This is a genomic window from Legionella sp. PATHC039 (assembly GCF_026191275.1).
Classification (GTDB): domain Bacteria; phylum Pseudomonadota; class Gammaproteobacteria; order Legionellales; family Legionellaceae; genus Legionella; species Legionella pneumophila.
Genome location: NZ_JAPHOP010000001.1, coordinates 1,106,459 through 1,127,753 on the forward strand (window position 1 = coordinate 1,106,459; position 21,295 = coordinate 1,127,753).

A 21,295-nucleotide genomic window follows, 5' to 3' on the forward strand; every position below is an offset into this window, starting at 1 on the left:
GCCAGGCCTAATATAAATAAATCAGGACATGCTTCCTGCAATCAATGACGCTCTGCTATTTAGTTTTTATCAAAAGAATAAAGGGGGCAGTAGGGAAAACGGATGTCTTTACTAAATCGTCAGATAGCACAAGCCTTCTAAGGGTAAAGTCATCAAGAGCAGGGATTACATAAGACAATAGATTTAATACTGGTGGTAAATTATGCTTGGTTTTTTTTTGCTTTAAATTAAAAATATTTTGATGAATGGAGCCTATCCACACAATTCTTTTAGGCTTAGATAAATAATAGTTCGATTGCCAAATAGTTAAATCAAAAATCAACTTTGATTTCTTATCTTGATACGTCATTATCAAGCCTGGCTTTTTATTTTCATATAGTTGAGTGAGTAAAGGCAGTTTAACGTTTGATGGTGCATTATTCATTCGCATCAACAATCTGGTAAAAAAAGTTTTATCGCTCTGTGGTTCCCAACCAAATTGTTCTAACTTATTTTGCAATGCATCCAGATCACCTATGTATTGAATATTTAATAGACTTATTCGTTTTCCAATTCTGCTTAACCTATATAAAGGTAAAAGAGGTCTTTGCTGATCCCACCATTGTTTTTCTGTTAAAGTAAACTCCTTGTGATAGGGCATATGATCATGAACCTGTTCTTTAAAATTCATAACTGTTGAAACAGCTGTTGAAAATACAATAACCATAAGTAGTGATATGAGCATAATTAAAGGATGTACATTCTTTATAGCAGAAGTACTAAACCTTCTATATACCAAACAATGAATCAAACATACTTCAACTCCCAACAGATAAGCAGCTAAAATATCAGAAAACCAAAAATCACCTAAATAGATATTAGCAAACCCACTTAATCCGAGCACAACCAAAATAACTGTTTTAAAACTGCTGGTTATTAAGGAATACTTACTATTTATGTAAAATAAAATAAAACCATACAGTGCTGTTGCGATGGAAATACTAACAGATGGAAAAGAAGAACCAGGCAAAGTAACCAATAGTCCTTGCGGTCTGGGGCTGTCAATAATCTTAGTTAAAAATAAAGCAATAATACCGCTCAATAGGGTTATGCTGCTTAAATAAACTGTAGCTCGGTAATTTTTATGATAAATAAACCATATACAAGAAGCGATAAATAACCCAGCTAAAGTTGATTTACTTGTTAATTGAGCACATACAATAAAAACTGCTTCAAGTAAGGAACTGTGAAAGCTTTGCATAAAAAAATGCACAGGCACATTAATACAGTCTAGTAGTTGACCTTCAATGGTAAAAATAACTAACGTTAAAAAGAGAAAAAAAATCACGAGAGCGATAAGTAATAAACCAACCGTATTGTAATGATTTTCCTCCTGAAAAGGAGTGATAGCATAATATATTTTAGATAATCTGGGGCTTGTCTTAATTTCTAACCAAAAACGATGCAAGTTATTTCTCAAAAATGAATTTAACTTAATAAATAACCATTTGAGAACGAGGCTACTCAACCAAATAACAGCAAGAATGACCAATATCAAGATAAAAAACCTTGTAGCTCCTTCTGCTGATAACTCATGTCCTGCCGCACCAATCAACACCCCTGGCACAACATATAAAATAGACCATCCGATAGCAGAAATTATATTTGCGATCAGGAATCTCCATTGTTTCATATGCATTATTCCAGCAATAACTGGAATGATAGAACGCAATGGGCCAACAAAACGACCAATTAATACACTTTTACCGCCATGGCTTGCAAAAAAATCTTTACCATACTTCAATAAGCCCGGATATTTTCTAAAAGGCCAAATCTCAATTAAACGATCACTATAGAAATATCCCAAAAAATAACTAAGGCTATCCCCACAAATAGCACCCAAAGTAGCGGCAAGTAATGTCAAATCAATACGCATGATTCCAGAACCTGCTAATATCCCTATTGCTGTCATAGTAACAGAGCCGGGTATAATACTCCCAATGACAGCTAAAGATTCGCTTAAAGCAATTAAGAAAGTAATAAACAGGGACCAATGTGGGTTTGCTTGTAGCCAATAAGTCAGTGGTTGCACATAATCTGCTAACAAATTCATAATTTCCTATTATTTAAATTGAGTCAAAAAATACTGTACAAAATGTTGGCTTACTTCCTCTAACTGAATATTAGGATGGAAATGACTCATTTGTGTCATTTCCATCCTAGCAAAACCACATGGGTTAATGCCTAAAAATGGGCTCAAATCCATGTTTACATTTAATGCTATACCATGATAGGTACACCCATTTTTCACCCTCAGTCCTATCGATGCGATTTTTTTTTCACCTACATAAACTCCTGGTGCCCCACTGCGAATGTTTGCTGGAATTCTATAATGTTCTAAAACCGAAATTAATATTTCTTCCAGTTTTACTACTAAAGTTCTTATGCCCAGGTTTCTGCGGCAAATATCCATTAAAACATAGGCTACTAGTTGACCTGGGCCATGATATGTAACTTGTCCGCCGCGATCTGATTGCACAATTTTTATAGAGTTGGGATTAAGTACATGCTCTGGTTTACCTGCCTGCCCCTGAGTATACACAGGATAATGCTCTAATAACCAAAGCTCATCGCAAGAATTACTGTCTCGGATTGCAGTGAATTCCTTCATCTGCTCCCATATTTCAGTATAATCTTTTATGCCTAAATTATGAATTATCATTATAAAACCATTTTCACAGCAGGATGTTGACTTAAATCCTGATATAATCCATCCAGCGAGATTTGATTTTCTGCATACACCGTCACAGTAATAGCCAAGTACTTGTTTTGTTCACTCGTTTTATGAGTTAAATGTTCATTTTCAAAAGTAGGGAAGTGATTAATAACAATTTGCCTGATTTCATTGAGCAATAATTCTGAGTTAATTCCGATAATTTTTATAGGAAAATAGCAAGGGAATTCTATTAAAGTGGTTTTTGTCATAATTTAGTTTACTAGTTGTTGGTAGGAATCGTTAATTATCCGCCAATATTCGCCAACTTTTCCGCCATTAATCAAAGAATCATTAATCTTTGTAATAGGGAATACTTCTTTCGTCGTACTTGTTACCCAAACTTCCTGAGCAGAAAAAAGCTCTGACATGCTAATTTCTGTTTCTCTAAACTTTAAATCTAATTTTTTAATTATTTCAATAACAACTTGCCGAGTAATTCCTGGTAAACAGAAATTATTGATGGGTGGGGTCTTAATAACACCATCCTTTGCGACAATGAATACGTTGGTACTACTTCCCTCTGTAATTAGACCGTTCCTGGCAAGAATTGCAGTGTGGAATCCTGAAGATACAGCCTCATCATTCAGTAATATATTGGCAATTAAAGAAGTAGTTTTTATATCACATCTCATCCACCGAAAATCTTCAACCAGTTTTGCTGACATTCCCTGTTCCTTATCTTCGAGGGTGGGAAATGAATTATGCATGGTGAATGCGATAACAGAAGGTGTGGAGGAAGTAGGGATATCATGCTTGCGCACCCCTTGATTTCCTCGTGTGACTTGGATATATACTTGTAAATTACCTCCATTATTTTCTGATATTAGTCTATGAATTAAACCATGCCAATCATAATTTGGTATAGTCATCTTAATTTTTTTCATATTTGAGAATAATCGGTCAAGATGTTGGTCTACGAAGTAAGGCTGCCCATGGTAAACAGGCAGCACTTCATAAACTGAGTCACCAAAAAGAAAACCTCGATCAAATATTGAAACTTTTGCTTCAGATTGAGAACAATACTTGCCGTTAACAAATGCGATATTCATTATGAAAATATCCTAGGAGCCGAACCATCGCTTAAATGCTAACCTTATCGAATCTTTTGTTCTGGTATAGAATCCACCTGACTCCACTGTTTGCAAAGCATAAAGCGGTTTGCTTGAAACGATATTGTTATTAAATTGCACAATAATATCGCCAACTTTATCGCCTTTCCTTATAGGAGCTTGTAAATCATTAGAAATTTTAGTTGAAATATTTAATCTTTCATATTGACCTGCAGGTATCGTAATAAATTGATCTTCTGTTAAACCCACAGCAACTTTATCAGAAGTTCCTTTGTAAAGCGGTAATTCGGCAATTGATTGCCCAGATTTATATAATTGATGTGTTTCAAAAAATCTAAATCCGTAATTTAGTAATTTTTCACTGTCATCGGCACGCACAGAATCACTGGGTTCACCTAAAACCACAGCTAATAGACGCATGTTATTACGCTTTGCTGAAGATACTAGACAATATCCAGCATCATTGGTGTGGCCTGTTTTTATACCGTCAACTTGACTATCTCGCCACAACAAACGATTTCTATTAGGTTGGCGTATACCGTTATATGTAAACCATTTTTGTTTATACCAGTCATAATACTCAGGGAAATCGAGTATTAAGGCTCGGCCTAAAATCGCCAAATCTTTAGCAGTTGTATATAGATTAGGATCAGGTAGTCCAGTACTGTCTGTAAAATGACTATTTTTCATACCCAGATTTTGAGCTTGCTGATTCATAATGTCTGTAAAAGCATTTTCGGAACCACCAAGGTGCTCTGCCATTGCGACACAAGCATCATTACCAGAGTCTACTATAATGCCTTTTAAAAGGTCTTCAACAGAGACCTGATCACCCTCTTTTATAAACATACGAGAGCCGCCTGTCTGCCATGCATCACGGCTCACTCTTACCATATCATTAAGATGAATTTGCGCACTCTTCAATGCATTAGAAATGACATACAATGTCATCATTTTGGTCAAACTGGCAGGTGGTAATTTTTCCTCACTATTCTTTTCTGCAATTACTTTTCCACTATTCACATCAATTAAAATATAAGCTTTGGCATTAAGCAATGGAGCAGCTGGAGTTGTAAAAGGTTTCGTTGTGACTGTTGGAGAAGGCTTCTGCAAATCAGAGGAGGGGAGCACTTCATCAGCCATTGAATTGGTAGACTGTACAAATAAAGTAATAAGAAATAATAGCGTCAATAAAAAAGACGTTGCTCTGGTCATGATATTACCTGATGATAGTTACAAAATAAATGTATCTTATCACAGCCTTTTGCAGGCGGCCAAATAGCATATTAAAAATATTAATATTTTTTTTATAAAGCTAAATAAGTTGTGAATTAATTTAATCGCACTTCGAAAATTATTATTTTTTGGTAATATTAGCAATAACTCATAACAACAAGAAATATCAAAGAATATGCGTAAACTACTTATTGTTTTTTCAATTTTTTTAGCAAGTTGCCAAACTACTAATGACAAACCCAACCTAACAAATAAAAAACACCAAACCACTCACACTAAAAACTCTGTCTACGATCGATATAAATACAAGTCCAATCGTTATACAATACAGCAGGATGGAGCTCCCAAACAAGCCAAACAGGTAAGCTTTAAAGAACCAGTGCCTGTTAAAGAACCATTAAGCAGATATGGTAATCCTTCTGAATATTATGTTGACGGGCGCACTTATGAAGTCATGAAAAGCTCAACAGGGTATAAAACTCGTGGTATTGCCTCATGGTATGGAACAAAATTTCATAAACAGCGTACCTCCAGTGGCGAACCCTATGACATGTATGTCATGACTGCTGCCCACAAAACATTACCTTTGCCGACTTATGTCAAAGTAAGAAACTTGGAAAATGGCAAAGTCGCAATAGTTAAGGTTAATGACAGAGGGCCATTTCACGCAAATCGTGTCATAGATCTCTCGTACGCTGCAGCATTAAAACTGGGGGTTTTTCCCAAAGGAACTGCTCATGTTGAAATTGAAACACTAATGGGGCCTGCTGGGCAAGGCCATTATTATTTGCAGGCAGGGGCCTTTTCCTCAGAAGTCCTGGCAAAGCGTTTGAAAGAGAAACTAATTCACATTACACCGTCGCCGGTGTTTATTGAACACTATAAACAGCACTATATTGTCCGAGTAGGGCCTTTTGGTAACAAATCAATGGCTGACAACCTTAAAGCAAAATTATCAAATAACGGAATAAAGGGATCCTTTTCTGTGTTAATTTAATTTGTTTCGTGGAAAAACTGGTTAATTTATATTTTTAGAATTAAGAAAAAACCACTCAGAATAGTTTGGGAAAGAAATAGTTTTAGGTATAACATTATACTCAGACTGATTCTGAATGTGTGCATAGCTTGTGTTAATTTTACCAGCACATTATGACTCTATCGATGACATTCTTATCAATAGATATCACCTTGGTTCTAACTAAAGGCAACAATTTATTATTAATAAACAATAATTAATAGCTAATTAATAGATTAATGGATAAAATTGCCTTTATAATTCAATTTTAACTACCTTTTCTTAAGAGGTATTCAATCAATGCATGATGGCTCTGTATTTTACACTATATTTCTGATATTTGCTGGAGCTGCTTTTTTTTCTACCTTGGTATTGTACACCAAACAGTCATTATTGGTTGCTTATATAACACTTGGTGCTATCTTAGGTCCCTGGGGATTCAAACTTGTATCCGATGTGACGGTTGTCAAGCAGATAGGTGACATCGGAATAGTATTCTTGCTTTTCTTATTAGGTTTGCATTTACAGCCCCAGAATTTGATTCATATGCTAAGAAAAGTAACCTGGATTGCAATCGTAAGCTCAATTCTGTTTGCTGCACTTGCCTACGGAATTGGCAGATGGTTTGGCCTCACGGTGACTGAGTCATTGATATTGGGCGGAGCCATGATGTTTTCAAGTACTATTATTGGCTTGAAATTATTACCAACAACTATTTTACATCACCAGCACACTGGTGAAGTCATGATTAGCGTACTCTTAATGCAGGACGTTATAGCCATAGTTCTTTTGATATTACTTAATAGTGCGCATCAGGATGGGAACCTGTCAATCAATGATTTCATCCTGGTTATTATCGCGCTACCTGCCCTGTGCTTGTTCTCTTTTTTATTTGAAAGATACATCCTGATAAAACTGCTGGCACGCTTTGATAGAACTCAGGAATACGTTTTTCTACTCTCAATAGGATGGTGTTTGGGGATATCCGTTTTAGCACAAACAATAGGCTTATCAGAAGATATTGGCGCTTTCATAGCAGGAGTAGCTTTGGCATCAAGCCCAATTTCATTGTTCATTGCTGAAAGTTTAAAACCATTAAGAGATTTTTTCCTTGTAATGTTCTTTTTTTCGATAGGTGCTACTTTTAATTTTGGATTTGGAGCTCAGGTAGTTATCCCGGCAGTGATATTAGCAACATTGATACTGGTTATTAAGCCGTTGCTATTTTATATATTGCTTGCCCGTTCTGGTGAGAAAAAACAAGTAGCAAAAGAAGTAGGAATTCGCTTGGGGCAGGGGAGTGAGTTTTCTTTATTGGTTGCGAGCATCGCCTTGAGTACAAACCTGATTTCAGAAGTTGCCTCCAATTTAATCCAGGCAACTACTATTTTAACTTTTATCGTTTCATCGTATCTTGTTGTATTGAAATATCCAACACCTATAGCTTTATCTGAAAAAATGCGTAAGGATTAATCAAATGAAATTACTGGTAATAGTACTATGCTTGCTCAGTGAACGGTTTTTAATCCATTCAGTGTCCTATCAGCGATTTTCTTGGTTTAATAAATACTGTCTATTTCTTAAAAAATTCATCGATAAGAATAAATATTTCTCTAATCCTTGGGCTACCTTGGTAGCTATCATATTGCCCATTGTTCTTCTCACATTTCTTGTTTATTTTTCACTACAAAGTATTCTGTTTGGTTTATTTGGCCTAATTCTTAGCCTGTTTATTTTTTACTACTGCCTGGGGCCGCAAAATGCTTTTTACCCAATTTTGAAGAAACAGGCTAATCAAACTGAAACAGATGCAATTGGAGAATATTTTGCTGAGGTTAACAGCCAATTATTTGCTGTTGTATTCTGGTACATCATCGCTGGGCCAATAGCAGCTTTAATATACCGATTAATCGCTTTATGTAAACAAATTAATTTTATAAGTACTCAGGCAAGTCAAATTACTAACATTCTCGAATGGATACCAGCCAGAATCACCGCTTTGCTGTTTTTGTTAGTTGGAAATTTTCAACGAGGTTTCCATCTATTCGTTCAATATGTTCTAACTTCTCCTGACTCAAATGATAAGATACTGAGAGGGTGCGGTTTGCAAGCAGTTCGTATCAATGATACTGAAGAAGTACCAATGGCTGCTGCTGAAAATCTTGTAGAACATGCCACAATAGTGTTGTTAGTTTTTATTGCCTTATTTACGTTAGTAGCTTGGCTATAATGTTCTATTTCACAATAAATTAATGTGGGACTTGAATCATGAACACTGCATTCCGTTTACTTTTTTGCCTTATAATATTGGAGCTTTCAGCTTGTGCTACACTGAAAAGTAAAATTACCCATCATAAAACTTTAAGCCAATGCCAACAAACCTGTTTTCAGCAGCTTAATTACTGCAAACAAAATTGCACAGACAACTGCCGAGATTGTTCTACAAAAGTAAACCATTTCGCCAAAGAAAATTATCTGGAATACCTTCACGACGTCAAAATCCAAGGTGGATATATCACTCGCGGGTTGCAATCTTACCGTGATCCACTACAATGCCGCAAAGTAACTTGTAATTGCTCTGCGGATTTTAATGCATGTAATCAAGGTTGTTCTGGTGTAATTCAGAAAAGATTACAACCCGTACCATACTGTTCATAAAATTATTGATTGTTGGGGAACTATTTCATGACCAATGAAACAAATTTAGATCTGGATCCAATAGAAACGCGTGAATGGCTGGATGCCCTACAAGCTGTACTATTTAATGATGGTCCTGAGCGTACTGCATTCCTTTTGCAGCAACTTCTTAATAAAGCGAATGCCGAGGGGGTTAAACTAACCAGCTCAATTAATACTCCCTACAGAAACACTATAAAACCTCACGAAGAAAAACAAATGCCTCCCGATGAGGGAATTGGAAAGCGCATCAATGCCTTAATTAGATGGAACGCTGTTGCAATGGTACTTAGGGCAGGTAAATACGCGCCAGAGCTTGGCGGCCATATCGCTTCTTATGCATCTGCATCAACGTTATATGAAACTGGATTTAACTATTTTTTTAAGGGTCAAAAAGGCGAAAACGGAGGGGACTTGCTTTATATTCAAGGCCACTCGGCTCCAGGCATTTATGCCAGAGCATTTCTTGAAGGCCGATTAACAGAGAAACAACTTGAAAAATTCCGGCAAGAAGTAGAGGTAGATGGTTTATCTTCCTACCCACACCCTTGGCTAATGAACGATTTTTGGCAATTTCCCACCGTATCCATGGGTTTGGGCCCTCTACAAGCAATATATCAAGCTCGCTTTCTAAAATATCTTGAGAACCGGGGACTGATCAAAGCTGAGGGTAGGAAAGTATGGGCATTTTTGGGTGATGGCGAGATGGATGAGCCTGAATCAGTCGGGGCACTCAGTATCGCAGCACGAGAAAAGCTGGATAATCTCATTTTTGTAGTTAATTGCAATTTACAAAGGCTTGATGGGCCTGTGCGTGGTAACGGTAAAATCATTCAAGAACTTGAAGGCCTATTTCGAGGAGCTGGATGGAACGTTATTAAGGTCATCTGGGGAGGCCGTTGGGATCCATTATTTGCCCGTGATAATCAAGGCTGGCTACAGAAAAGAATGGAAGAATGTCTGGATGGAGATTATCAATCTTACAAAGCGAACGATGGATCGTATGTAAGACAACATTTCTTTAATCAATATCCAGAATTAAAGAAAATGGTTGAAAATATGTCTGATGAGGAAATTTGGCGATTAAATCGTGGTGGCCATGATCCTCAAAAAGTGTATGCAGCTTATGCCAGAGCAGTTGAACACAAGGGAACTCCAACAGTTATCCTTGCAAAAACCATCAAGGGCTACGGGATGGGTGCGGCTGGTGAGGGACAAAACATTACTCATCAACAGAAAAAAATGACCATAGATCAACTAAAAGCTTTCAGAGATCGATTTAATATTCCAATCAGCGATGACAAAATTGCTGATATTCCTTTCTATAAACCTGATGATGACAGTCCTGAAATCAAGTATATAAAAAAGCAAAGGGAAGCCTTGGGCGGTTATTTGCCCCACCGTTCAACTGAAGTAGAACAGTTAAAAATACCTGATTTAGGAGAGTTTTCCAGTATTACCAAGGGATTAGGAGATAGAGAAATCTCGACTACTATGGCATTTGTGCGAATTCTTTCAGCTCTACTCAAAAATAAAGACATTAATTCCAGAATAGTTCCCATAGTACCAGATGAATGCAGAACATTCGGTATGGAGGGATTATTCAGACAAATTGGAATTTATTCTCCCGTAGGTCAACTTTATACTCCTGTAGATCATGAACAAGTGATGTATTACCGAGAAGCAGTTGACGGGCAGATTCTTGAAGAAGGTATTAATGAAGCTGGGGCGTTTTGTTCATGGATTGCTGCCGCAACCTCTTACAGTTCAAATAAGCTGGCAATGATTCCATTTTACATTTATTACTCTATGTTTGGTTTCCAACGCATTGGTGATTTAGCATGGGCGGCAGGAGACATGCAAGCGAGAGGATTTCTGCTCGGTGGAACCGCTGGCCGAACAACGTTGGCAGGAGAAGGATTGCAACACCAAGATGGACATAGTCATGTTTTAGCATCAACAATACCTAATTGTATTTCTTATGATCCCACATACGCCTATGAATTAGCAGTTATCATCCAAAATGGATTGCACCGTATGTATGAAAAACAGGAAAACGTGTTTTATTACATTACTATTATGAATGAAAACTACTCTCATCCCGATATGCCTGCAGGGGTAGAGGAAGGTATTATCAAAGGAATGTATCTCTTAAAAGAAAATAAGAAAAAATCAAAAAACCATGTCCAACTAATGGGATGCGGTACTATTTTGCGTGAAGTTATCAAAGCCGCAGAGATGCTGGAAGAGGATTTTTCAATTACATCGGATATCTGGAGTGTAACCAGCTTCAATGAGCTACGTAAAGAAGGTTTGGCTGTAGAGCGATACAATAACATGCACCCCCAAAATAAGCCTCAGGAAAGTTATGTGACATCTCAATTAAAAGGACGTCGTGGACCTGTTATAGCCTCAACTGACTATATGCGTATTTATGCAGATCAGATCAGGCCTTTTGTTCCTAATCGCTATATTACCCTAGGTACAGACGGTTACGGCAGAAGTGATACACGTACACAACTACGTCATTTCTTTGAAGTTGATGCAAAATTTATAGTGTTGGCAGCATTAAATGCACTTGTAGCTGAAGGTAGCCTTGACAAAGCAAAAATTGTCGATGCCATGAAACGTTACAATATTAATCAAGACAAATTGGATCCAATGACCCATTAGTTAAACAATTAATCAGAACAGAAGATAGTTCCGGTTTAACTGAGTGCTGAGGAAAATATGACAAAAGAAAGTGAAATTAAAATTCCTGATATCGGTGGCGCTAATCAAGTTGATGTCATTGAGATTTTAGTAAAAGAGGGTGATCAGATCGAAGTGGATACACCATTGATTACGCTTGAGTCTGAGAAGGCAAGCATGGACATCCCCTCTCCAATATCTGGAACGGTAACGCAAATTCTCGTTAAAGTCGGTGACAAAGTATCCGAAGGCGATCTCATTGTCAAAGCCAAGTCAGATACAACGACAAATATTTCCAGTTCTCAAGAACAAAAGGCTGAATCAGAAAAGCAGAATTCGCAAACCAGAGCAGAAGAGCAATCTGTTGATACAAAGGCAACTGCATCTACACCTGGCTCCAAAGATATTGAAATATCTATCCCGGATATTGGTGGTGCAAATGACGTTGATGTAATTGATATTTTAGTCAAACCAGGGATGGAAGTAGAAAAGGATCAGGCATTAATTACATTAGAGGGTGATAAAGCAACGATGGATATTCCTTCGCCCTATGCAGGTAAAGTCATCGAAATGAAAATTAAATTAGGGGATAAAGTATCTCAAGGTACTCCTATTCTAACTCTAAAAGCCTCAGCAAAATCTGAGACACCTGAAATCGAAAAAAGCCAGATTAAAAATATCTCAGAACAATCTATAAAGGAAATAGAAAAGCCATATGAAGAACTAAAATCCGAACCAATATCAATTAATAACCTGGAGATAGCTGAATCAAAAAGTATCATAATATCTGCAGGTCCAGCCGTAAGAAGGTTGGCAAGAGAGTTTGGAGTCGATTTATCTTTGGTTCAGGGAAGTGGGAGAAAATCTCGTGTTACAAAAGAAGACCTGCAAAATTATATCAAAGTACGTTTAAATGAAAAAACTACGTCTGGTGGCTTCAGCTTACCGTCAAATCCAGCCATTGATTTCAGTAAATTTGGTTCAATTGAAACAAAGCCTTTAAATAAAATTAAAAAGCTTACTGGAGCAAACGTACATCGCTCTTGGATAACCATTCCACATGTCACTCAGTTTGACGAAGCAGATATTACAGACCTGGAGGCGTTTAGAAAATCAGAATCAGAGAGCACTAAAAATCAAGATTACAAATTAACTCTGTTAGCATTTGTTTGTAGCGTAGTTTGTAAGGCTCTCCATGCTTACCCGCAATTTAATGCGTCACTGGATGCCAGTGGTGAAAATTTAATTTATAAAAAATATTATAATATAGGTATAGCAGTAGATACACCTAACGGTCTGGTAGTTCCTGTAATAAAGAATGTTGATAAATTGAGTGTGATTGATATTGCAAAGGAAATGTCCAGACTCAGTACGAAAGCTAGAGAAAAGGGATTAACACCTATTGATATGTCAGGCGGTTGTTTTACAATTTCCAGCCTTGGCGGTATAGGCGGAACGGCATTTACTCCTATTGTAAATAGCCCGGAAGTTGCAATTTTGGGCTTATCAAGATCAGTAATAAAACCCATATACGATAATAAAGAGTTTAAGCCCAGATTGATGTTGCCTATTTCCCTTTCTTACGATCATAGAGTAATCGATGGCGCTGAGGCAGCCCGGTTTACTCGCTTTCTTTGTGATTGTTTAGGTGATATTAGAAGAGTTTTACTCTGACATATAAAGGAATAGAGCTATTGGTATTTCCTTGTTCTGAATGAAATGCCAATAACCCCAGAAAACATATTTTTTAATGAGGCTTCTTATGGCTAATAAAATTAAGACAGATGTAGTGGTATTAGGTAGTGGACCAGGCGGATACACCGCAGCTTTCAGGGCTGCCGACTTGGATAAAAAGGTGGTTTTGGTCGAGCGTTTTGACTCACTAGGTGGGGTTTGTTTAAATGTTGGTTGCATTCCCTCAAAAGCATTATTGCATATTGCTAAAGTAGTAGATGAAGCCCATGAAATGTCAGAGCAAGGTGTAGCATTTGGTAAACCTAAATTCGACAATAAAAAATTGGTTGCCTGGAAAAACTCTGTCGTTGCAAAGTTGACCGGGGGACTAAAAGCTCTTGCCAAACAAAGAAAAGTAGAAGTAATTACTGGGACAGGCAAGTTTTCAGGTACCCATCAAATTCTTGTTGAAACAAAAGAAGGGACTGTAGAAATTGAATTTGATAATGCCATTATTGCAGTAGGCTCAGAATCCATTAAATTACCATTTATACCAGAAGATAAACGAATATTTAGCTCTACAGGAGCATTAGAACTCGCTGATATCAAAGGTGACTTACTTGTATTGGGTGGTGGTATTATTGGCTTGGAAATGGCAACTGTCTACTCCTCCCTGGGAGTTAATGTAACAGTTGTTGAATTTATGGACCAATTAATTCCGAATGCTGATGCTGACCTGGTCAATATACTGCAAAAACGAATGACTAAAAAGGGTGTCAAATTTCTATTAAAAACGAAAGTAACTGCAGTCGAAGCCAAAAAAGATGGTATTTATGTTTCAATGGAAGGAGAACATGCAACTGATAAGCCACTTTGTTTTCAGCAAGTACTTGTTGCAGTAGGCAGAAAACCTAACGGTGGGGCAATCAACGCTGAAAAAGCAGGGATCAAAGTAGATGAACGTGGCTTTATTCCAGTTGATAATCAATTAAGAACGAATGTTCCTCATATTTTTGCTATTGGCGATGTCAATGGACAACCAATGCTCGCACATAAAGCCATCCCTGAAGGGAAAGTTGCAGCAGAAGTCATTGCAGGGAAAAAACATTATTTTGAGCCAAAATGTATACCTAGTGTTGCTTATACAGATCCAGAATTAGCTTGGGCTGGTCTAACAGAAAAAGAAGCAAAAGAGAAAGGAATAAACTATGAGAAAGCCTCCTTTCCATGGGCTGCTAGCGGTCGTGCACTCAGCATGGGGCGAGAAGAGGGGATGACTAAATTACTATTCTGCCCAGAAACTAACCGTATCCTGGGAGCAGGTATTGTTGGGGTTAATGCCGGCGATTTAATTGCAGAAACTGCCTTAGCCATTGAAATGTGTTGTGATGTTGAAGACATCGCTCTTACTATTCACCCTCACCCGACTCTATCAGAAACCATAGCTCAGTCAGCAGAAGCATTTGAAGGCACTATAACGGATCTGTATTTGCCCAAAAAGAAGAAAAAATAATAATTACAGGTAGCCAATTATACCTCATTGCATTTCCTTTGCTCACACAAGCAAAGGGATGCTTATTATATGTATATAATTATATATAGACCTCTTGCATGGGCTGATTATTTTATTTTGGGCTAGATACAAACTTTTTGCGGAGTAGAGTTTACATACATCCCACAAAAATATCTGCAGTACAGCAAAAAAATGAAAGGACGGTCATGCAAAGGGTCTAAATAAAAAACTAAAGAATTATTAAGTGCAGTATTTTGGATTAGTAATGTTTGATAACACATTTGCTAATATTTAATTCATCATAAATTAAGTATGATTATTCCCAGGAGTAATGAATGATATTAAACATTCGTAGAATGAAAGATAGTGATATTGAAAATGTCTATTCTATCGAAACAAATGTTCATATTGCCCCCTGGAGTAAAGACATACTAAGAGATTGCGTGCTTGTTGGTTATGATTGCAGAGTTCTGGAAATCAACAATGGAGATAGCTCGATCCTTGCTGGATATATCATATCCAGAATAAGCAATAATAGTTGTCATATATTAAATTTGTGCATTGCCAAACCATTACAATCAAAAGGTTTGGGGAGAAAACTATTACAAACAGTTCTTTATTCTTTATCAAAATATACTCAAACGGAATCAGTTATATTAGAGGTAAGGCCAAGTAACAGCGCTGCATTACATCTTTATGAAACAATGGGATTTGAAAAAGTAGAAATCAAAAAAGACTATTATAAAGATAAAAACAGCGTAGAAGACGCAATCCTCTTAAAAAAACTACTTCATCACTAAAATAATATTCTTACCATTAAAAATTTTATGGAAAAATTTTAAGTCAAGACTGTTTTTTCATTTTTTCTTTGTTATTATATAGGGGCATTCAAGACTTCCATATAATTTATCCACATGTGGATAACTTTTATCATATTCTAATAGTTTATTTTCCTAATCCATTAATTGATGGTTAATCATCCTTATTTCATAAAGGTTATTTAATGTAATTTATTTTTTATTATGAAAATTTTTATCCACAAAATCTGTGGATAAACTTGTGCATAGCACTGTGAATACCTTGAATTAATGGTTTCAAGAAAAGTTGTATTGGTATTAACCAGTAACTTTAAAATAATCAGCGCTATGAATCCTTTGCCTATTTGAGATATTCTTTTTCAATTATTTTTCCAAACATTAAAAAACGCATCTCCCTTGGAGCTTAAGAAAAATCTCAAGATCCAGGTAAAAAACGTTTTTTAGGAGGGAATTTAGATAAACTAAATGATTGAATTATAAATATTTTTTAACAAAGAGATTGAGTTTTTTTGTGAGTCCTGTTTTTGCAAAAAGTTAAAAGATCAATTATTTTGATTTCACAAGCCACGGATAGAGGATTTAAATTGAAGACTCTCGTCATAACAGGAATCAGTAGAGGGATAGGACTGGAAATTGCTAAAATTTTCCTTGACAAAGATTGGATGGTTATTGGTACTTCCACCAGCGGATATTCTCCTATAAAACATAAAAAACTACGCATATACAGGCTAGACCTAGCCATTTCAGAGCACATCGATGCATTTGCAAAAAATTTACCTAAAATTGATGTACTGATTAATAATGCCGCCGTGTTGCTTGAAGAGTGGAATGAAGAAAAAATTAATATGACCTTATTGAAAAAAACCTTTGCAATTAACCTGTTTGGTACAGTTGAGTTAACTGAAAAATGTATCCCCAAGTTCAATGATGGTGCACAAATTATTAATATCTCTTCGGGGTGGGGAGCATTTAGTTCCAATAATTCCCCCTTTCAACCACATTATAAAATGTCAAAAGTCAGTTTGAATATGTATACTAAATTGCTTGCAGAGAGACTTCCCCAAATAACTGTATCCAGTTTTGATCCAGGTTGGGTTAAAACAAACATGGGAACACAAAATGCAAAAAAACTTCCCAGTGAAACGGCACTGGAAATCTATGAGCTGATTAGTATGAAGAAGAAAAGTGGCTATTTTTGGTTTAATGGAAAACCTAGGGATTGGTAGCTAGTTAAATTTCAGTTATTCTCAACTATAAAATAAAGAATCAAAGGAGTGACAAACGTGAGTTTCGATTTTATAAAATCAATATGGATTGCAGCTCTTATAGGTATAACACCAACCTTGTCTTATTCAGAGTCCAATATTCAGTATCAAGAAACACTTCAATCACATTGCTTTGAAACCTGGATGAAAAAAATGGATCCATCAATTGACAAAGAAACATATAAACAATTTGGAGATAAATATTGTCGATGCATTTCAACTAAAAATCTCGATAATAAAACAGGGGTTCAAAAAGCAATTAGAAATTGCATACCACAAACAATTTTACATGATGCCATGGATGAACTGGAGGAAGAGGTGACTTTATCAGAAGTAACGACACAAACAATCGAACAATATTGTCTTAATAGATGGAGCCTTATTTATCCTAACCAAAGTGATGAAGATAAAAAAACAATCCAGGCTTATTGTGCGTGCGTCAAAACAAAATTATTGAGTTTTATAGAGCAAATAGAAAAAATATCAAACAAGGAATACAACGAAGCCATTAATGATATTAATACGATTTGCTCGGAAAATTTAAATCAATAACATAGTGTAATATAATTAAATGTTGACTAAATAAATAATCATATTTAGCACCAGCCAGCTCTAATGCTTTATGAAAGGCCTATTCATGTCAAGTAAAAATACCTATAACACTGTACTCAATAAGCAAGAAATAAACTGGATTTTAGAGCAACGTATTACAAGACAGACTGACAATAAAGAAGTTTTAATTTATCCAATGGGAGCAGAACGCTATTTGTCATCTGCTTTATCTGGTCATGAAGAAGAAAGGTATAATTTACACAGTGAAATCAAAGAAAAAAATGTCCTAATTATCCCTGGATATGGTAATAGCGCTTTTTTATTTGCTCAAGCAGGGGCCAAATCTATTCTTGTTTATGACAAAGATCCCGTGACTATTGCATGGGTAAAAGCATTTAAAAAATATTACCATTACAGAGAATACAATAATAATGGAAAACCATATCCTTCAATAGGTGAACTTCTGACAGCTCTCACCAAATGGTATCCTCCTCTACTTCAACTACCTTCAGGAGTGATTAAAAACTCTGTATTTTGGATAATTAACCCTAAATTACTAAGAAAATCATATATTTATTATATGCTGAAACTCACCAGGCAAGCTGTACAATTAAGAGTTCAAAATGAATTTGAGTTCGATCATCATATAGAGTTTTATGCAGGTGAATTAAAACATCTGATAAAAAATCATCCGTCAAAAACATTTGATACAGTATTTGTTCCTTACCTCTTAGGTGTACAAAATGGAATAGAAAAAGAGAAAGATATTGTTAGTTTTATTAGGCAATTAATAGAGCTTGTACCCTATGGTCATATTTTAGTGACCCCTTCAAAAAGCACTAAAGAATTCCATCTGGTTGGGCAAAGTTACTTTTGTACAACAGCTTATTCTAATATACAGTCCATTCCTGATTTAAAACCTTATATCATTGCAGAAGACAGTATTTGGTTTAAAACTCAAGGACTTGCAATATTTGGTATAAAACCAGGTGCAGAGAATCGTTTGTGAAAATAAGGCTATGATTTATTTGAATTAGAAAACGTGCTTCCTCATTACCTATCAAGGAAGGGGAGTATTCACCCCCCCCCCAAGTTTTAGGCAATATCAATATCTCGCGCTTTTCCAAATCAGGTTATGAAATATGAAATCAATGCAATTGATATGCATTTTCCTTATTTCCATCAGCAATTAATTGAGTTGTTCTATCCTGCATGGTTGATCCCCCACGAAAAGTCAAATGGATTGGTAATGGGAGATCTTCTTTTACCTTATCCAATCCCTTTTTTGCCATTGTTCTCACATCAGATGAAGTAGCATTAGAGTAGATTATTTTTAAAGTGCTAATCATCATAGCTTGCCTATTTACATCGTATTTATCCCAATAAGTAAATTTTTCAGTTAGATTGGCAGCCAAAGTTGGATTAATTTTATCCAAGTCCAAAATGGCATCAGCAACCAGTTGGTAACCTTCGCCTGTAGCAGAATGAAATCCAAATGGGTTTTTTATAAATGATCCTAGCAGAGCATACACCTTGTTAGGATTAGACAAATCAAAATCACCATGACGCATTAATTTTTTTACCCGCTCTATCACATCAGGGGAGTGCGCCGATGCTTGAATACTGAACCAGTTATTTACGGCTCCCGGATCATTTTTCCAATAATGATAATAATCCTCTAATGCAACATCTGCTTCCTCACAATTTATTTCGCATAACATGCTTAAAGCCAAAGCAGTCTCTGTCATATTTTTGCCTAAAGCATCCTCAAATTGAAGAATCAGTTTCTCCTTTGTTTTTTCAAAATCAACATTTAGCAAATAAGAAAAACATACGGATTTTAAACGCCGCAATCCCGCTTGCTTCAAATCAAAACCTTTTAATTTTTGTTTATCATCATCCCCAGATATTTGTATTCTAAAAAGGAGATTATAAAAATCCGTTTTCAATTCTTTTGCAAGGGCATTTTGTATTAATTGACGCCCCTCATTTAATTTTTCAAAATCAGGCTTATCCTGATTTTCAATCAACTCTTCTAAAGACGGTAAGGTAATTAATTCAGCTAGCATCCATTCATCTAAAGAGTTATCAGAAAGCAATGCCTTGTAAACAGCGAAGAACTGAGGAGATAATTCTATTTTTTTTCCTTTGCAAAAATCGTTAAGTAAAGCTGAAATAAGTTGCTTTGCTGCCTCACAACGATTATACAAATTAGTATCGAATTGCATCAATAATAATAAATTCTGATAAGAATATTCATAGTTCATTTGTACCGGTGCAGAAAAACTACGTAATAACGATGGAATAGGGCGGGTCTGGATATTTTCAAATTGAAACTTGATTTCCTCCTGATCAACGATTAATAATTTATCAGCTACAATTTCTGCCCCCGAACTATCGAGCAAACCCATAAGGATGGGAATGGGGCGATTTTTCCCATTGACTATTTTAATTTTTAAGAGATATTGCTTTGCATCTGGATTAAATTCATCCGTTACTATCAATTCAGGAATTCCAGATTCAGTAAACCAGGATAAAAAGGAACGAAGATCTTCACCAGATGAATTACTAAGTGAATCAATAAAATCCTCAAGAGTAACTGCGCTTCCATCATTATCCTTAAAAAACTTGGCCACCCCTTGAATAAAGGGTTCTTTACCTATAAACAACATCATCATACGAAAAATATCAGCACTTTTTTCATAGGCTGCAGCAGTATATAGGCTTCTAACTGCTGTATAGGCACTTTGTCGTGGTGCTCTTTCATCCAAATTCTTGCCATCAAGTAATCTTATCAAATCAGTACCAAACAGCTCCTCTCTGAACATAGCAGCTCTAAACGTAGTAAGACCTTCCTTTAATGGCAAATTGAACCAATCTCTTATTGTGACTCGATCTCCTGACCAATAATGAAAAAACTCATGAGCAACCACTTCCAACACACGTAAAATACCTAAATCGGTTTTAGTTTCAGGAGTTGCAAATAAGTTTTCTGTATTAAATAAATTTAAGCCAGTTGGCTCGGAAGCACCTGATGCGTATTTATCAACTCCGGCTACCATATGTTGTCTCAAAGCACATTCTAAATTAAAAGTACGTTCATCCCATGCCATTGCTTCTTTCAATACTTCTTTTGCAAAATCACATTTTTTTGTAGCTGATGGTGGAACATAGAATTCGATGGGTAATTCACGGCCAGATTTTGTTTGATAATAAGTGACTGAACGCTGTAAATTGCCTGCCACCAGCGCAAATAAATAACTTGGCTTTGGGACATCATCCAGCCAGGTTACAGAATGCAGCCCTAAAGGAAGTTCTTTTTTCTCAATTAGCACACCATTTGAAAGTAAAACAGGATAATCTTGCTGATTCGCGATGATTGTAGTTTTATAAGTCGCGAGATTATCAGGTCTGTCCGGCAAATATAATACTCGGCGCAATCCTTCAGACTCTGCCTTAACTAAGGCTACTCCCTCTGTTTCATATAATCCAAACAAATCGGTATTTTCACCGAGCAGAGTAGTCATTTCTATAGTAAAGGGGGGATTTTGAGGTATATTTTTGATTATTAAAGCATTTTTAGTTAGCTCATATTCGTTTTCTTTCAATAAATTATCGTTCATTTGTAGTGACACTAATGTCATGTTCTCACCATCCAATATCAAATCATTTGAATGTGAATCAATATTTGGGTTGGGCACTACTGTAAGTCGGGCCTTGGATTCTACTGGCTTTTTACTGAGATCGATTTGCAAATCAACATGGATTACAAAATAATCGAGAACCTTATAATCATTTAATTTCTTTACTTTAGATTGATCTATTTTCATGAATACTCCCTGAATTACCACAAAAAACTAAGAATTAATACTCCTCATTTCAACTGATTACAAACCATTTATCTGCTTTCAGTTCAGTGAAATCACGATATAAGATCAAGATAGTAATTTCAATCAAGTTAGTATTTTTGTTATGGCGATAGATATTATCTCCTTTGCACTCAAAGGATACTTGATTAAAGAGCAGTATG

Annotated in this window: 17 protein-coding genes; 11 read left to right on the plus strand and 6 right to left on the minus strand. The window is 36.0% G+C overall.

The genetic code is table 11. The features are described 5' to 3' along the window. Nucleotides 1–55: 55 nt before the first annotated feature. Genes OQI99_RS05000 through OQI99_RS05020 form a run of 5 tightly spaced genes read right to left on the minus strand, consistent with a single transcriptional unit; the run spans nt 56 to nt 5,040 of the window. Nucleotides 56–2,092: a bifunctional DedA family/phosphatase PAP2 family protein gene (locus OQI99_RS05000; RefSeq protein WP_265731439.1), complete on the minus strand. Its 2,037-nt coding sequence runs from the start codon at nt 2,090–2,092 to the stop codon at nt 56–58. Between the two features lie 9 nt (nt 2,093–2,101). Next, the gene (gene lipB, locus OQI99_RS05005; protein ID WP_265731440.1) at nt 2,102–2,701 is read right to left on the minus strand and encodes a lipoyl(octanoyl) transferase LipB; all 600 of its coding nucleotides are present in this window, start codon (nt 2,699–2,701) and stop codon (nt 2,102–2,104) included. Beyond that, entirely contained in the window at nt 2,701–2,964 is a 264-nt protein-coding gene (locus OQI99_RS05010; RefSeq protein ID WP_011213793.1) for a YbeD family protein, read from the minus strand. Before OQI99_RS05010 ends, lipB begins: the two co-directional genes overlap by 1 nt. Before the next feature lie 3 nt (nt 2,965–2,967). After that, nucleotides 2,968–3,804 (minus strand): D-amino acid aminotransferase, encoded by an 837-nt coding sequence (locus OQI99_RS05015; RefSeq protein ID WP_265731441.1) that lies wholly within the window; start codon nt 3,802–3,804, stop codon nt 2,968–2,970. Nucleotides 3,805–3,816: 12 nt separating this feature from the next. Further along, complete coding sequence (locus OQI99_RS05020) at nt 3,817–5,040, minus strand: D-alanyl-D-alanine carboxypeptidase family protein (protein ID WP_265731442.1); 1,224 nt, start codon at nt 5,038–5,040, stop codon at nt 3,817–3,819. Between the two features lie 196 nt (nt 5,041–5,236). Between OQI99_RS05020 and OQI99_RS05025 the strand changes: the two genes are divergently transcribed. The 11 genes from OQI99_RS05025 (at nt 5,237) to OQI99_RS05075 (ending at nt 18,274) form a co-directional block, all read left to right on the plus strand. Then, entirely contained in the window at nt 5,237–6,058 is an 822-nt protein-coding gene (locus tag OQI99_RS05025; RefSeq protein ID WP_265731443.1) for a septal ring lytic transglycosylase RlpA family protein, read from the plus strand. A 318-nt stretch (nt 6,059–6,376) separates the two neighbouring features. Continuing rightward, complete coding sequence (locus OQI99_RS05030; protein ID WP_265731444.1) at nt 6,377–7,549, plus strand: cation:proton antiporter; 1,173 nt, start codon at nt 6,377–6,379, stop codon at nt 7,547–7,549. 4 nt (nt 7,550–7,553) lie between these two features. Beyond that, nucleotides 7,554–8,306 (plus strand): hypothetical protein, encoded by a 753-nt coding sequence (locus tag OQI99_RS05035; RefSeq protein WP_265731445.1) that lies wholly within the window; start codon nt 7,554–7,556, stop codon nt 8,304–8,306. Nucleotides 8,307–8,344: 38 nt separating this feature from the next. Next, a complete protein-coding gene (locus tag OQI99_RS05040; RefSeq protein ID WP_265731446.1) occupies nt 8,345–8,734 on the plus strand; it encodes an acyltransferase in 390 nt (129 codons plus the stop codon). Between the two features lie 27 nt (nt 8,735–8,761). Continuing rightward, nucleotides 8,762–11,425 (plus strand): pyruvate dehydrogenase (acetyl-transferring), homodimeric type, encoded by a 2,664-nt coding sequence (aceE, locus tag OQI99_RS05045; protein ID WP_011946508.1) that lies wholly within the window; start codon nt 8,762–8,764, stop codon nt 11,423–11,425. 57 nt (nt 11,426–11,482) lie between these two features. Further along, a complete protein-coding gene (gene aceF, locus OQI99_RS05050; protein WP_011946507.1) occupies nt 11,483–13,117 on the plus strand; it encodes a dihydrolipoyllysine-residue acetyltransferase in 1,635 nt (544 codons plus the stop codon). 88 nt (nt 13,118–13,205) lie between these two features. Beyond that, complete coding sequence (gene lpdA, locus OQI99_RS05055) at nt 13,206–14,630, plus strand: dihydrolipoyl dehydrogenase (protein ID WP_011215566.1); 1,425 nt, start codon at nt 13,206–13,208, stop codon at nt 14,628–14,630. A gap of 335 nt (nt 14,631–14,965) precedes the next feature. Continuing rightward, the gene (rimI, locus tag OQI99_RS05060) at nt 14,966–15,430 is read left to right on the plus strand and encodes a ribosomal protein S18-alanine N-acetyltransferase (RefSeq protein ID WP_010947230.1); all 465 of its coding nucleotides are present in this window, start codon (nt 14,966–14,968) and stop codon (nt 15,428–15,430) included. Nucleotides 15,431–16,032: 602 nt separating this feature from the next. Continuing rightward, nucleotides 16,033–16,674 (plus strand): SDR family NAD(P)-dependent oxidoreductase, encoded by a 642-nt coding sequence (locus OQI99_RS05065; protein WP_265731447.1) that lies wholly within the window; start codon nt 16,033–16,035, stop codon nt 16,672–16,674. A 57-nt stretch (nt 16,675–16,731) separates the two neighbouring features. Continuing rightward, a complete protein-coding gene (locus OQI99_RS05070) occupies nt 16,732–17,265 on the plus strand; it encodes a hypothetical protein (protein ID WP_011946504.1) in 534 nt (177 codons plus the stop codon). Nucleotides 17,266–17,350: 85 nt separating this feature from the next. Next, nucleotides 17,351–18,274: an ABC transporter permease gene (locus OQI99_RS05075; protein ID WP_265731448.1), complete on the plus strand. Its 924-nt coding sequence runs from the start codon at nt 17,351–17,353 to the stop codon at nt 18,272–18,274. Nucleotides 18,275–18,413: 139 nt separating this feature from the next. Here OQI99_RS05075 and pepN read toward each other — a convergent pair whose 3' ends face one another. Beyond that, entirely contained in the window at nt 18,414–21,095 is a 2,682-nt protein-coding gene (gene pepN, locus OQI99_RS05080; protein ID WP_265731449.1) for an aminopeptidase N, read from the minus strand. Between the last annotated feature and the right edge of the window lie 200 nt (nt 21,096–21,295).